This window comes from Bacillus sp. JJ1532, from assembly GCF_036965085.1.
In the GTDB taxonomy this organism is placed as follows: Bacteria; Bacillota; Bacilli; order Bacillales; family Cytobacillaceae; genus Cytobacillus.
In genome coordinates this window covers 39,081-52,027 of record NZ_JBALOW010000114.1, presented here as the reverse complement: position 1 = coordinate 52,027, position 12,947 = coordinate 39,081, and the positions used below count along the sequence as shown (strand labels likewise).

Annotated in this window: 17 protein-coding genes; 3 read left to right on the top strand and 14 right to left on the bottom strand. The window is 36.2% G+C overall.

All coding sequences use genetic code 11. The annotated features are described in order from the left end of the window. Positions 1 to 77 precede the first annotated feature (77 nt). On the top strand, positions 78 to 551 hold the full coding sequence (locus tag V7122_RS24250) for an N-acetyltransferase (protein ID WP_335354304.1): 474 nt from the start codon (positions 78 to 80) through the stop codon (positions 549 to 551). A 103-nt stretch (positions 552 to 654) separates the two neighbouring features. Here V7122_RS24250 and V7122_RS24245 read toward each other — a convergent pair whose 3' ends face one another. The 4 genes from V7122_RS24245 to V7122_RS24230 all read right to left on the bottom strand — a co-directional run bounded on the left by V7122_RS24245 (position 655) and on the right by V7122_RS24230 (position 2,958). Beyond that, positions 655 to 1,248, bottom strand: coding sequence for an RsfA family transcriptional regulator (locus tag V7122_RS24245; protein WP_335347707.1), 594 nt, complete (start codon positions 1,246 to 1,248; stop codon positions 655 to 657). A gap of 100 nt (positions 1,249 to 1,348) precedes the next feature. After that, positions 1,349 to 2,107 carry an enoyl-CoA hydratase/isomerase family protein gene (locus tag V7122_RS24240; RefSeq protein WP_335484453.1) on the bottom strand — a complete coding sequence of 253 codons (759 nt, stop codon included), beginning with the start codon at positions 2,105 to 2,107 and terminating at the stop codon, positions 1,349 to 1,351. A gap of 105 nt (positions 2,108 to 2,212) precedes the next feature. After that, positions 2,213 to 2,386 (bottom strand): 50S ribosomal protein L32, encoded by a 174-nt coding sequence (gene rpmF, locus V7122_RS24235; RefSeq protein ID WP_003348855.1) that lies wholly within the window; start codon positions 2,384 to 2,386, stop codon positions 2,213 to 2,215. 47 nt (positions 2,387 to 2,433) lie between these two features. After that, a complete protein-coding gene (locus V7122_RS24230; RefSeq protein ID WP_335347709.1) occupies positions 2,434 to 2,958 on the bottom strand; it encodes a YceD family protein in 525 nt (174 codons plus the stop codon). 180 nt (positions 2,959 to 3,138) lie between these two features. Between V7122_RS24230 and V7122_RS24225 the strand changes: the two genes are divergently transcribed. After that, positions 3,139 to 4,353: a nucleotidyltransferase gene (locus V7122_RS24225; protein WP_335529697.1), complete on the top strand. Its 1,215-nt coding sequence runs from the start codon at positions 3,139 to 3,141 to the stop codon at positions 4,351 to 4,353. A gap of 35 nt (positions 4,354 to 4,388) precedes the next feature. On the opposite strand, the gene V7122_RS24220 is transcribed toward V7122_RS24225, so the two are convergent. Both V7122_RS24220 and V7122_RS24215 read right to left on the bottom strand, forming a co-directional pair. Next, complete coding sequence (locus tag V7122_RS24220; protein WP_335346310.1) at positions 4,389 to 5,405, bottom strand: SepM family pheromone-processing serine protease; 1,017 nt, start codon at positions 5,403 to 5,405, stop codon at positions 4,389 to 4,391. Then, the gene (locus tag V7122_RS24215; RefSeq protein WP_335346309.1) at positions 5,402 to 6,193 is read right to left on the bottom strand and encodes a patatin-like phospholipase family protein; all 792 of its coding nucleotides are present in this window, start codon (positions 6,191 to 6,193) and stop codon (positions 5,402 to 5,404) included. The genes V7122_RS24220 and V7122_RS24215 overlap by 4 nt, the downstream gene beginning before the upstream one ends. A gap of 183 nt (positions 6,194 to 6,376) precedes the next feature. Between V7122_RS24215 and ylbJ the strand changes: the two genes are divergently transcribed. Further along, on the top strand, positions 6,377 to 7,588 hold the full coding sequence (ylbJ, locus tag V7122_RS24210) for a sporulation integral membrane protein YlbJ (protein WP_335346308.1): 1,212 nt from the start codon (positions 6,377 to 6,379) through the stop codon (positions 7,586 to 7,588). Between the two features lie 46 nt (positions 7,589 to 7,634). On the opposite strand, the gene coaD is transcribed toward ylbJ, so the two are convergent. The 8 genes from coaD to V7122_RS24170 form a co-directional block, all read right to left on the bottom strand. Next, positions 7,635 to 8,117 carry a pantetheine-phosphate adenylyltransferase gene (gene coaD / locus V7122_RS24205; protein ID WP_335346307.1) on the bottom strand — a complete coding sequence of 161 codons (483 nt, stop codon included), beginning with the start codon at positions 8,115 to 8,117 and terminating at the stop codon, positions 7,635 to 7,637. A gap of 19 nt (positions 8,118 to 8,136) precedes the next feature. Beyond that, positions 8,137 to 8,691 (bottom strand): 16S rRNA (guanine(966)-N(2))-methyltransferase RsmD, encoded by a 555-nt coding sequence (gene rsmD, locus V7122_RS24200; protein ID WP_335346306.1) that lies wholly within the window; start codon positions 8,689 to 8,691, stop codon positions 8,137 to 8,139. 365 nt (positions 8,692 to 9,056) lie between these two features. Then, the gene (locus tag V7122_RS24195) at positions 9,057 to 10,475 is read right to left on the bottom strand and encodes a stalk domain-containing protein (RefSeq protein ID WP_335484456.1); all 1,419 of its coding nucleotides are present in this window, start codon (positions 10,473 to 10,475) and stop codon (positions 9,057 to 9,059) included. A 182-nt stretch (positions 10,476 to 10,657) separates the two neighbouring features. Beyond that, the gene (locus V7122_RS24190) at positions 10,658 to 10,933 is read right to left on the bottom strand and encodes a YlbG family protein (RefSeq protein ID WP_335348471.1); all 276 of its coding nucleotides are present in this window, start codon (positions 10,931 to 10,933) and stop codon (positions 10,658 to 10,660) included. 161 nt (positions 10,934 to 11,094) lie between these two features. Next, positions 11,095 to 11,538 (bottom strand): YlbF family regulator, encoded by a 444-nt coding sequence (locus V7122_RS24185; protein ID WP_335354524.1) that lies wholly within the window; start codon positions 11,536 to 11,538, stop codon positions 11,095 to 11,097. Positions 11,539 to 11,587: 49 nt separating this feature from the next. After that, positions 11,588 to 12,016 (bottom strand): hypothetical protein, encoded by a 429-nt coding sequence (locus V7122_RS24180; protein WP_335346943.1) that lies wholly within the window; start codon positions 12,014 to 12,016, stop codon positions 11,588 to 11,590. Positions 12,017 to 12,283: 267 nt separating this feature from the next. After that, positions 12,284 to 12,523: a YlbE-like family protein gene (locus V7122_RS24175; protein WP_335346942.1), complete on the bottom strand. Its 240-nt coding sequence runs from the start codon at positions 12,521 to 12,523 to the stop codon at positions 12,284 to 12,286. 16 nt (positions 12,524 to 12,539) lie between these two features. Next, positions 12,540 to 12,941, bottom strand: a complete 402-nt coding sequence (locus tag V7122_RS24170) for a YlbD family protein (RefSeq protein ID WP_335346941.1) — start codon at positions 12,939 to 12,941, stop codon at positions 12,540 to 12,542. Between the last annotated feature and the right edge of the window lie 6 nt (positions 12,942 to 12,947).

The window sequence follows — 12,947 nt, the reverse complement described above, 5'->3', positions numbered from 1 at the left end:
TAATAGAAGAAAGCGCCTACATTATTTAGATAAAAAAATCCTACTTATAACTATAGGATTAAAAGGGAGGAATATTCATGGAATACACGGTTGAAAAATTGGTTATTAATTATAAAACACTTGAAGAGTTTAAAAAATTTAAAGAATATGGCTTACAAGAGCTTTCTATGCTTGAAGATCTGGAAGCAAATATAATTGAGAACGATAGTAAGTCACCGTTTTACGGAATTTATTTTGGGGATAAGTTAGTTGCAAGAATGAGCCTTTATCAAGTTGAAAAAAACTTTGACAGATATTTCGAACCTGCTCAAGATTACTTAGAATTATGGAAATTAGAAGTAATCCCTGACTATCAAAATAAAGGCTATGGAACTGCACTTGTTGAATATTCGAAAAGTTTAGGTCTGCCAATTAAGACAAATCCAAGAGTAAAGTCAGCTGAGTTTTGGCAAAAGATGGGCTTTTCTTCTGTTCATTATGACATGGAAAGAGATCGTGGAGAAAACCCTCTAGTATGGTTTCCAGAAGGGGTTAAAGAGCAGACTCATTAATTAGGGATGCTTAAAGCTCCAATGACCTTGACAGTGAAATAGAATATGCAAAACGGACATATGTACGAAGCGGACAAAAATTGTCCGCTTTTATTTTTTCAGATTAAATTTTTTGCTGACTATCTTCATTTTTGATTGCAACCATTTTTCTTGCTCTTTCCATAATTTCAATTAATGACTTGTATTCCTTTTCAATTGAGTTTAATTCTTTGATTAAACGTTCGTTTTCTGATGCAAGATAATACAGCTGCTTTTCAAGCTGTTGAATTCTTGCTTCATTTGTTTTAATATCTTCACTTTGTGAACTGGACTCTTCAGCTTTGTGATAAAGGTTTTTTAAGTAGCTGATCAAATCTTCAAATTCCAACGGTTTTTCATTTCCATGTGAATTTTCTGCAAGAACTTCAAGATTATCCGCTACGTGGTCATTTTCTTGTAACTTTTCTGCCTCTTCAGCTTGAGGGTTGTGTTTTCTTTCCTTCCGCTGTTTTTTGGCTAGCTCAATACCAGATTTATATTGTTTTCTTACAAATGAATTCCAGCGAAATCCGCAAGCTGCTGCTGTCCTTGATAGTTTTTTCCCTACTTTTTCAAAAGCCTGAAGCTGTGTACCACCTTCTCTAATATGGCGAAGCACCAATTCAGCAAGAAGTAAATCTTCATCGTGAGTCCAAGCATCTTGTCGAGTTGAAGACATCAGAATATCCCTCCTAGTGTTTTTTATTTATACATATGCTTATGCTAGAAAAGATAGACTGATATCCTAAATGATTATCTATAAAGAATGTAGAAAAACCTTATTTTTTCTCCAAAAACTTGGCTACTTGCTGATGATGTGCGTCACTCTCCCATAATTTCGCACATCTCCTTACCTCTTCCTTCACTCTCTCTTGAAGCCCGGACTCATTCCATTTATTAATAAACATTGTTTTATAGGCTTTTAACACATCTGACTCTAAACAAAGTATATTTTTTAAGTATTTTCGGGCGCTTTCTAGAATATCCCCCTCGACAATAGATTGAACAAACCCTAGTTCTTTTAATTGTTCTGCTTCATAAGTGTGAGCTTCCATTAGCATTTTCATCGCATTCGCAGGCAAAAGTCTTTCAGATAGAAAGGTTCCGCCTCCCCAGCCAGTAGTAATAGCCAAAGAACCTTGGATAAATCCAGCCTTAACATGCTTACTTGCAATACGAAAATCACAGGCTGAAGCTAGCTCACAGCCTCCTCCAACGGCAGTTCCGTTCAGCAGGGCAATTGTAGGCTTTGGCAACAGCAAAAGCTTGACTAGTAAATCGGACATTCTACTAAGCATCACATAGGCTTCCTCCTCTGTTCTTAAACGATGGAAATCGGATAAATCCCCACCAGAACAAAACGCCTTTCCCCCTTGACCTGTTATTGCCAGAACCTTAATATCATCTTCATTAGCTAGAGACAGGGCTTCTTCTAAACCGTCCATAATTTCATAACTGATTGCATTTCTTTTATCTGGTCTGTTAATCGTAAACACTAATAATCCATCTGCATGCTTTTCCAATATGTATGAGTCCATGAGATCCCCCATCAGCATTTATATTGTTCTTTCTCCTTCTAATAGTAGCTCAAAACGATAAAAGCACAAGAACATTATGTTCTTGTGCTTTTATCTGATTGGAAATTAGTTGTTAACAACTTCTTTTCCTTTGTATGTTCCGCAAGCCTTACATACGCGGTGAGCAAGTTTCATTTCACCACAGTTTGGGCATTCTACCATACCAGGTACCTGTAATTTAAAATGGGTACGACGTTTTCTTTTCGCAGTTTTAGAAGTTCTTCTAAAAGGTACAGCCATTAGTCCCACCTCCTTAAAGAGATTTAGAGAGTGTAGTTTTCCTCCAATTATGAATCGGAAGAAGGATCACTATGATCAAAAAAATGAGCAAGTCCAGCAAGACGAGGATCTATTTTATCCTTTTTATCTTGCTCCTGAATGACCTCCCAATCCTTTCCAGACTGAGGAGCTCCTTCTTCACTGCTATCTTCGCAGAATACTTGCATTGGAACCTCGAGTAACAGGATCTCATGAATGACCGGCATTAGGTCAATCACATCACCTATTACTTGGTGAACTTCCTCATCGGTTTCATAATCTAAACCTTTTAAGAGAAAAGTTTCAGTTGTTTCTACATTAATTGGATAGCTTACGTCAACTAACGTACGAGAACAAGGAAGAATTATTTTCCCTTCCATTTTTAAATGGAAGGATACCTTTGCAGAATCAATATCCGCTCGGCCAGTGACCCTCATCGGTGATGCATCTCTAATTGTCGGATCAATGTTTTTAATCTCGTCAACTTCAACTAATTCATCAATGAGCAATTCCTTGCTTCGATATTTTTGTAACTGACTTAATGTCCATTTCATATAAATCACCCCAAGGCAACAAAGGTAATTATAGCTTTCAAATAATTATTTGTCAATAAAAAATCTTTACAGTATAATGTGTTCATTATCAGATTATTTAAACCCTTTGTCCTTTCTGCTTTTTTATTATCCTTCACCTCCCCACTCTCTTTTAAACTAATGTAAGGAGACAAAATGAAAATGAATGCTGTTGGCGTAATTGTAGAATATAATCCTTTTCATAATGGACATGCTTTTCATCTGCAGGAAGCAAAAAAACTTGCAGATGCTGAAGTTGTTATTGCGGTGATGAGCGGTAATTTTCTTCAAAGAGGCGAACCCTCCCTAGTATCAAAATGGAAGCGCACAGAGATGGCATTAAAGGCCGGAGCTGATATTGTTTTTGAACTGCCATATTCCTTTGCTACACAGCAGGCTAATTCATTTGCAAGCGGCGCAGTTTCCATTCTCGAAGCTTCAGGATGTCATTCCCTTTGCTTTGGAAGTGAATCAGGAGATATCGAAAGCTTTTACCGGACTATCACCTTCCTTGAAACAAATAATGAACATTATCAAAGACAAGTGAAATATTATTTAGAACGAGGAAATAGTTATCCGAAGGCAACTTCTTTATCTTTCCATGATCTATCCCCACATAAAGAGTTGCTTGATATGTCAAAACCTAATAATATATTGGGTTTTCAATATATAAAGGCTGTTCAAAAACAAGGTGCTTCTATTCAGCCTTTGACAGTGTCTAGGAAGAGTGCAGATTATCATGATCCTCATTTTTCTTCTGAAACGATTGCTAGTGCAACAAGCATTAGAAAAGCCTTATTCTCAGAGGAAGGTAATATGGCTGACCTTAAACAATACATGCCTAAAACATCCTATCAAGCACTACTTGATTATAGACAGGAATTCGGGCTTTTTCATCAATGGGAGACCTATTGGCCGTATTTAAAATATAGAATTCTGCATTCCACTTTGAAGGAATTAAGCTTTATTTATGAAGTGGAAGAAGGTCTAGAAAATCGTCTTGCTGACGCTGTACTCGTATCGAATAGTTTTAATGAGTTTATGAAAAAAATAAAAACGAAGAGGTATACGTGGACAAGGCTTCAAAGGGCATGTTTACATATTTTAACAAATACAAGAAAGAATGAAATGAATAATCAAGCTGAAAAAGCAGAATATTTGCGTCTATTAGGAATGACTTCTAAAGGGAGACAGTATTTAAACAAGAAAAAATCACGGCTGCAGCTGCCTTTAATTTCAAAAATTTCCTCAGTGCACAATAATCAACTAGCACTTGATATTAAAGCTTCCCGGATTTATTCAATGGGTGCCTTAGGAAATGCCCAGCAGCGCCTGTTGGAAATGGAATTTAAACAGCCGCCGCTTTTCCTGGAATAACAAAAATTCAACATCAAAAATAGCGGTTTATGCCGCTATTTTGATTTTAGTTTATATAAATAATCAATGGCTTCATCAAATGTATCAACGGGAACAACTTTCATTTTTGAACCAATATCCTTCGCCGTCTTTACTGCCGCATTATAATTAGAATCTTGTGCTCCACCTTCTTTTGGAGCAAAGAAAATTTCTGCACCAGCTTTATCAGCAGCAACAATTTTTAGCTCAATTCCCCCAATTCTCCCTATCACTCCTTTTGAGTTAATCGTTCCAGTTCCGGCAATTTTATATCCTCTCGTATAATCTTCTTCCACTAACTGATTATATATTTCCAACGAGAACATAAAGCCTGCGGAAGGTCCGCCAATATCCTCGCTGTTTATCGTTACATTTGGCTTTACCTCAATTTCCTTATCATCCACTAAGGCAATCCCAACACCAGCTTTTCCAGTCTCTTGAAGTTTTTGTAACGCAATCTTGATCTCACTTATTTTATTTTGGCGTTCAAATGTAAACTCTACTTCGTCACCTTCATTTTTTCCGGAAATATAAGTAATAAATTGATCTGAGGATTCAAATTCCTTCCCATCAACTTTAAAGATGCGGTCACCTGCTTTCAGTTTTCCATCAGCAGGCATACCAGGCTTCACATTCAAGACAAAAATGCCATGATACTTATAATGAATGGGAATTTTCGCTTTCTTGTATGCCGTTTCAATGGCTGACTGTTTAGAAGAAGACATTAAATGAAGCTGCCGAACATTATATTCTTCATCCGTTTCGTTTTCCCTCCTGATTTCATCAATTTGATATAGTTCATGATATGGGTTTAGCTTTGCAATGGCATATGAATATATATTTGCTTTCCCCATCCTCACAGTCGTCAGCATGAAGCTTCCTGCTTCCTCGTATCCGTTTTCGACTTGAATGATTGGTCCAAGTTCTTTTGCTAAGCCTGGCTTAGACACATAGTACGGTAAGGAATAAAAAGAACTTAATATTAGAATGATTGCTGCGGTCATGAAGGAACGTATAATGTATTTATTTCTCATTCACTTGCAGGCTCCTTCCACTGGTTGATTACTTCTTTAATTTGTTTAATTTGCTTTCTCGTTTCTTCTTCCCCAATTCGAATGATATCTTCAATATTTGTAAATGCTCTTGAACTATACATTTCAACCCGTGGCTTAATCATAAAATCCGAAACAATTTCCCGATGAGTGACTAATTCCATCTGCAAAATATCCAAACTCTGCATAATTACATCGTAAATGGATGTAATTTCAGCATTTGTTTTGACATGTGATACATCTATCGCAATGACAATATCTGCACCCATTTCCTTTACAACAGATACGGGGACACGGTCAACAACCCCGCCATCTACAAGGAGACGACCGTTAAGTTTTTCAGGAACAAATATCCCAGGAATTGATATACTGGCACGAACTGCATCAGCAATGGGACCTTTTTCAAAGATCACCTTTTCCCCAGTCATTAAATCTGTTGCAACTACCTTAACCGGCAGCTCTAATTGCTCTAAATGTTTGCCGTGAGTAAAAATACGTATAAGCTCCTTCACTTTTTTCCCTGCAATAAAACCCATTTTCGGAACAGTAAAATCCAGATAATATTTACGTTTAAAAGCTTTAGCTAATTTATATAAGCGGTTAATATCCAATCCGGCCCCGTAAAAACATCCAACCATCGCGCCCATACTGCTCCCAGCTATAAAATCAATCGGAATTCCTTCTTCCTTCAATACCTTAATAGCTCCTAAATGTGCAAACCCTCTAGCTCCTCCTGATCCAAGTGCCAATCCAATTTTCGGCCTTTCCAAAAAGATTCCTCCTTCGAGGCTATTTTTCTTTGTGTTATGAGCTGTATGCCTAAATGTGAGGTAATTAATGATTCATGTTCAATCTTATGGTCTATTTTACTGTTCTATGAGTATATTGATTTATAGAGGACAAGGCTTATTTGAAGTAACAGTCAGTTCAACTTTTGAGGGAGGCTCTGCCTAGTGTTACGTTCTAAAATAAAAACAATCATTCTTGCCTTATCCGTAACGATGATGGCCATATCACTTATATCTTTTCCTCAAGAGTCTGTAGATGCTTCCATAAGGGGCTTGAACATGTGGTGGGAAATCGTATTTCCTTCCCTTTTACCTTTTTTTATTGTTTCTGAAATGCTTATAGGGTTTGGAGTAGTCAGGTTCATTGGTGTACTCCTTGAGCCGCTTATGCGCCCATTATTCAAGGTTCCTGGTGTTGGCGGGTTTGTTTGGGCAATGGGCATGGCATCCGGGTTTCCTGCAGGTGCAAAATTAACTGCACGACTAAGACAAGAAGGTCAAATATCCAAAACTGAAGCTGAACGATTAGTTTCCTTCACTAATTGTTCCAATCCATTGTTTATTTTCGGTGCTGTGTCTGTCGGTTTTTTCCATAATGCAAAGCTTGGTGTAATCCTTGCATTAGCTCATTATTTAGGCAATATTACAGTTGGACTTTCAATGAGATTTTATGGCCGTAAAAACGAAGCGACTAACGAGAAGAAACAAAGAAAGCCCTCTATTAGATATGCATTATCCGTCCTTCATCGTACGAGAATTAATGATAATCGGCCGATTGGCAAGCTACTTGGCGATGCAGTCATGTCGTCTATTCGAACATTATTAATGATTGGCGGATTTATTATTCTTTTTTCTGTCATTAATAAATTACTTTACCATCTTGGAATTACCGCCTTTTTAGCTGGCGGATTAGAATTTATCCTGTCAGCATTTAGTCTTCCAGTTGAATTAAGCACTCCATTTATTTCGGGTATTTTTGAAATCACTCTTGGGAGTCAGTTGACCAGCCAAGTTCAGGAAGCAACTCTAATGCATCATGCAATCATTACAAGCTTTATTTTAGCATTCAGCGGCTTTAGTGTTCAGGCGCAAGTCGCAAGTATACTAGCACAGACTGATATTGATTTTAAGCCGTTCTTCATTGCACGGATATTTCATGGTTTTTTTGCTGCTTTATATGCAGCCCTTCTCTGGAATCCTGTATATGAGCGTTTTTACAATACTGAACAGCCTTCGAATGCAGTGCCAGTTGCCTTTTTGGGTGAAGGCTCCTGGATGCATAAATGGTTTACAAGTCTTTCGGAAGCCGGTCCTCTTATCACGATCTTCGCATTGCTATGTTACACAATATTACTTGCAAGAAGATTAGGAAGATAGCTTTAATGTAATGTAAATTAACGAGCACGAAATGTGCTCGTTTGTTTTATTTATTAAATTTATCCTTAAGTGCTTCTTCTACAGCAGGGGGAACAAGCTCAGAAACCTTTCCATTATATTTGGCAACTTCCTTTACAATACTAGAGCTTAAAAAAGAATATTGATTGTTTGTCATGATGAAAAAGGTTTCAATTTTATCATTTAGTACACGGTTCATGGAAGTGATCTGCATCTCATATTCAAAATCCGAAACTGCACGCAGACCGCGAATAATAGCGCTTGCATTTACCATATTCGCATAATCCACAAGCAAGCCCTGAAAGGCAGAAACCGTCACATTTGGTATCTCCTTAGTCACTTCCTTTATTAACTTTAACCTTTCATCAACAGTAAATAATGGATTTTTCGAAGAGTTATTTAATACAACAACATGAATTTGATCAAATACTTTTGCTCCTCTTTTAATAATATCCAGATGTCCATAAGTAATTGGATCAAAACTACCAGGGCAAACAGCAATACCGCCCATAATTATCCCCCTCGTATATTTATATCGGCATATGATAGATTGTTATCGCAATCATACCGTATTTTTCATATTTTCGCTTTTCAAGTCTTCCAACAGTGTCAGGTAATTGAATATCAGAGCCATGCTCACATACAATGGTTCCGCCTTCAACAAGCACATTTTCTGTATTAATTATTTCCATCAGTTTTAAAAGCTGCTGTTTTTTATAAGGAGGATCCATAAAGATAATATCAAAAGATAATTCTCTTTTTATAACTGCCTTCAAAGCTCTTTCCGCTTCATTTCGATAAATTTCTGCTCTGTCCTCAAAATCACATGTATTCACATTTTCGTGAATAGTCTGAATCGCTTTCCCATCCTTGTCTACAAAAATCGCCTTCTCAATGCCACGGCTTAAAGCTTCTATGCCAAGCCCCCCGCTCCCGGCGAATAAGTCAAGGACAGTTCCCCCATTAAAATAAGGTCCAATCATATTAAACATGGCTTCCTTCACTTTATCAGTTGTTGGTCTTGTTGAACTTCCAGGTACGGCCTTTAGTGCCTTTCCTTTTCTAGTTCCTGAAACTACTCTCATTATTCATTATCACCACTAATCATTACTCTGTCTATTTTTTCCTTCCTATCCTATCATAATTATTATCTGTCGCCAACATGTTATTCGATTCATCCCACCAAGGTGTAAAAAAATGATGATTGATCCATTTAATGGACCACTGGAAAAAAATATCCCTAATAGTGTATATCCAGAGCTATTGTGGAAATAATGTAATTAACAACATCTATTCGAGGATGTTGTTGCCAACCGCGGAGAAGACTTACGTTTCCCCATAAGTTCTTCCTCCGGTTTCTCCTCTCCCTTTGCCTTCTATCCTTAATGAGGATATAGAAGGACCCTGCAGAATTTCTGCAGGGTTTTTTATTTTTTCCAAACCTGTTATCTTAATAAGAAAAAATAATTTCATCATCCTCTTCTTCAATCGTAACCTTAAACAATGTTTCAATCCATTGCCCGCTCATATATATATTTCCATTAATGACCGCTAATGGTCTTTCTAATAAACCATAATCATCTTCGTTATATATAAAAATATTTCTGTTTAGAAAAAAACGGTATGTATTTGACCCTTTCTTTAGAAGAATAGTTTCCTTATCAGTAAGAACTTCTGCTTCATAATCTAATGCTATCATTGTATTAATAAAAGGAAACATACTATTTCCTTCTTCAAAAATAACCTCTAATCCTTCATTAGCAGTACCATTTACAACAACTTTTCGAGAATCGTAAAAATAAAGAGGAACAAGAGAGTCGACTTTCCCTTCATTCAATGTGAAAAATCGGGTACTTAAACCTCGGATTTCAGAAACAAAGTTATCTAAATTTTGTAAGGTTAAAGGTTTAGAACTACTATTAATAGCAGTAAAGAAATCCCCTATTTCCTCTTCTGTCAGCTTATTCTTCATTTCAAGTAAAACTTGATTGCCCTTTGCAGTGCCCGCTTGTAAATTAGCCGAATAGGAAGTAAGAACATCAATGACCCAATTTTCTTCATTTGGGAGATTTTTTAATTTTTTCTCATAAAAATAGTTAAATATTTTCCGTTTAAAAGCATCTTCTTTAATATCTGGTTTTGAAATTAAAAGACCTTTGCTAGACTGTTCATTAATTTGATTCGTAAAAATGACAGATATGTAAGGAAAATCTTTTAGACTTTGAATCTCCTTAATAATAGTATTGTTAATTTCTTGATTGCTAAAATAAGTAACCAGCCCATTTTTGCTTTCTGTAGCTAGGAGAGGTTCAGACTGCCAATAAACAGCAGGAGCGCTTCCGATTCCCTCAAAATAATAATAATCAATTAAATCCATTTCTTTGAATCCCTTCAGCATTGCCCCTGCTGCCCATGTACCGCCTTTTTTAACAGAATCAACAATAATAATAGATGATCTTGTTACAGCAACCTCAGACAAAGATGTGGTCCAATCTTCAAGTAAAAAGGCCTTACTATCCTTTGTAATCGGGATTATATATTCAAATACGAGCTGATTCTGTTCAGGGATTAAAATTAATGCCTGATCCTCCTTTGATTCGCAAGGTTTATTATTAATATTGATACATGACCAGCGAAAAAGGCTTTCAGGCTTTTCAACCTTATATTCATTCCCGGCTGTAAGTCCTGTTATCTTTTGTGTGATAGACAGCTCATTTGCGTTCGATTTAACAGTTATTTCTTGGACTGCTCTCTCAAAAGTTTCATTTGTGAATTCGTTTTGCTTTGAATATGCCTTCCATTGCCAAAACAACATACCTCCGATAACTGTTGTTAACACGATAGAAATTAGAACAAATGTTTTCCACATACTAATCCCCTTCACTAACTTTCCTAATAATAACCATAGCAAATCCGAGTGCATCAGTACATGAATTTTGTATAAATATGACGAAAAAATAGTTTTTTTCTTCGATCTGTTTATTTAGGTTAAAACAGTTAATAGCATGTAATGGAAAAATTGAAAAAGGCAAGGACTAATGCCCTCACCTTTTATATGCCCATCTTATAATCGTATTCCTTTGCTTTATCTGGCTTTGAATTCTCAAATTCCAACTTCAAGAAAGGTTTATACGATGGTTCAACCTTTTTTACAAATGAAAAAGCACTTATTTTTGCCATTATTTCCTCTGTTTCGTCAAGATTACAATATAACACTACATATTTTAATCTTTTAGAAACATAATGAACATTTCCGAATCTTCTTAACATTTTTGCCTGTTTTAAAGAATAAAGCCAGACAATAATCCCTTGCCGCTGACCCAGCATAATTTCTTCCCCTTCAAAAACAACTATTTTCATAAGTCTAGCACAAAAAAACATGATCTTTCAATGGGCTTGAATAGGAATACAAAATCTTTGCCATATTTGCTAAATGACTGTAATAAAAAAGAAAAACGGCATCGGAGTAATCCAATGCCGTATGTACATTAAGAGCAGCCACAGCTTCCTCCCGATCCGCAGCCTCCGCCACAGCTAGACATGCTGTCAAAAAAGGGATTTCCGGTTGGGACTTTTATCTGTTCGGAAACGGCATGTCCTATTATTACACTTACGTCATCTAGAATAAATTGAAGGTCATTTTCAGCCTTCCTAAACTCAGAAACATGTTCATCCATATCCATCTCTCTTTTTAATTCCCGGATCGATTTCATGACAGATTTATATTCAGGATGATACTTTCCAAATCGCTGAACTTCTTCGTAATGCTCTTTCATATTTACAAACTCACGAATTTTTCTTTGTGTTTCCTTGCTTGTCTTTAATCTATATAAACATTGACGGTACCTTTCCGCCTCCACTGAATGAATGATCATAAAAGCAATTTGTTCGGCAGACTCAAGAATTTCTACTCTTTCAGTTGTAGCAAGCATCAGTTCACCTCCGTTTCATATTTTACCACGAAACAGCGGAAATCAAAAGTTATGGGATTGTTACATAAAACTCCTTTTTCATGATTGGCTTCTTATGATTATCCTTCACTACCTCTAACTTTATTCGGTGTGTACCTGTAGGTACTCCCTTAACGATAAAAGCTGCTGATGAAATTTTCTCTTTCTTTTTCCCATCTACATATAAAATAATCGAGCCTTTATTTGCATTGTTTGATTCCCTAAAAGTAATACCTGGAACTACACATTCAATAAAGATATTTTTTCCTTTCACCTGATGGTTAACATAAAATAAATCCTTATTGCTTGTAGTTAAAGCTAACACAGGGACATCATGATTAAAATTAGATATGTTAACTGGCTGAATCTTTAACTTTGTTTCTGGCTTTGGCTTGTCATTTTGGCAACCAGCTAATCCCACGAATAAACATAGTATATATAAATAAATAAATCGTTTCACTTCGAGTAACACCCCTTTATTAAAAAAGCCTTTCATATGGAATTATTGTTTGCTTCATTAGCTATTTTTACTCTTTCCTGTCATGTCTTTTTATAAAGAAAACTCGCTGATTGGCGAGCCTTGAAAAGGTGAAGACAGATGCGTAGTTGCACTTATACTTAATTCCTAAAATTGGCAACTACGTTGAATCAACTTATGCGCTGACAATTTATACTTTCTTAACGTACAAAAATAAAAAGCTCTCTCAGTTTTACGAGAAAGCTTTCTTTAAGTTTGTGATTTCATTGCTTGGAACATACTCATCATCATAGAGGCCATTTGTACACTATTTGTAAATTTTTCAACTTGATGCGGGATTGTTCTTTGATAATAATGTAATGCGGCTATTTCAAGTGCTTGGATATCATTAGGATTACGTGATAATCGCCTATACCATAAAGGCTGCTCTCTCAAAAACCTTTGTAAATCCTTATTTTGACTGACATGCTCCATAACCTCTTTTCTCATCTCGGACCCCTTTTACCTAGTCTTTTTTAAACTTAAATGGGTTTGGAGGCGGTTGATTTGAATTGGTCAATTTATTCTGTGGGCTGCCTCCCTGAAATTGTGATAGAACACCTTGAACTGCTGCTAATGCCTGATTAAGATTTTGAATATACCCTTGTACCTGGTTTGAATCCATTTTCTTCAATGAGCCTACCATTTGGGACATCCAATCAGATTTTTTTTCTTCTGTTGTGCTTTTCACTTTCTCTTCTGATCGCACATTTTCCCATTTCGGATCATCTTCACCCAATAAATACCAGTCTTCATATAACTCCTGCCAAGTTTTATTTCCTTTTCGAACTTCTTGAACAATTTTTGGATTTCTTTTCACGAATTCTTTGAATTTTTCAACGGAAGGGTGGAGCTTTTTTTTAGTCATTTGCCT

What these genes read in the sequence shown, in the direction of transcription:
- V7122_RS24230 (WP_335347709.1), bottom strand. Translation starts at nt 2,958, where the DNA reads ATGAAATGGACATTAAGTCAGTTACAAAAATATCGAAGCAAGGAATTG.
- V7122_RS24170 (WP_335346941.1), bottom strand. Translation starts at nt 12,941, where the DNA reads ATGACTAAAAAAAAGCTCCACCCTTCCGTTGAAAAATTCAAAGAATTC.
- V7122_RS24195 (WP_335484456.1), bottom strand. Translation starts at nt 10,475, where the DNA reads ATGTGGAAAACATTTGTTCTAATTTCTATCGTGTTAACAACAGTTATC.
- V7122_RS24240 (WP_335484453.1), bottom strand. Translation starts at nt 2,107, where the DNA reads ATGGACTCATACATATTGGAAAAGCATGCAGATGGATTATTAGTGTTT.
- V7122_RS24175 (WP_335346942.1), bottom strand. Translation starts at nt 12,523, where the DNA reads ATGAGAAAAGAGGTTATGGAGCATGTCAGTCAAAATAAGGATTTACAA.
- rpmF (WP_003348855.1), bottom strand. Translation starts at nt 2,386, where the DNA reads ATGGCTGTACCTTTTAGAAGAACTTCTAAAACTGCGAAAAGAAAACGT.
- V7122_RS24250 (WP_335354304.1), top strand. Translation starts at nt 78, where the DNA reads ATGGAATACACGGTTGAAAAATTGGTTATTAATTATAAAACACTTGAA.
- V7122_RS24225 (WP_335529697.1), top strand. Translation starts at nt 3,139, where the DNA reads ATGAATGCTGTTGGCGTAATTGTAGAATATAATCCTTTTCATAATGGA.
- coaD (WP_335346307.1), bottom strand. Translation starts at nt 8,117, where the DNA reads ATGGGCGGTATTGCTGTTTGCCCTGGTAGTTTTGATCCAATTACTTAT.
- V7122_RS24190 (WP_335348471.1), bottom strand. Translation starts at nt 10,933, where the DNA reads ATGCTGGGTCAGCGGCAAGGGATTATTGTCTGGCTTTATTCTTTAAAA.
- V7122_RS24185 (WP_335354524.1), bottom strand. Translation starts at nt 11,538, where the DNA reads ATGCTTGCTACAACTGAAAGAGTAGAAATTCTTGAGTCTGCCGAACAA.
- rsmD (WP_335346306.1), bottom strand. Translation starts at nt 8,691, where the DNA reads ATGAGAGTAGTTTCAGGAACTAGAAAAGGAAAGGCACTAAAGGCCGTA.
- V7122_RS24220 (WP_335346310.1), bottom strand. Translation starts at nt 5,405, where the DNA reads ATGAGAAATAAATACATTATACGTTCCTTCATGACCGCAGCAATCATT.
- V7122_RS24245 (WP_335347707.1), bottom strand. Translation starts at nt 1,248, where the DNA reads ATGTCTTCAACTCGACAAGATGCTTGGACTCACGATGAAGATTTACTT.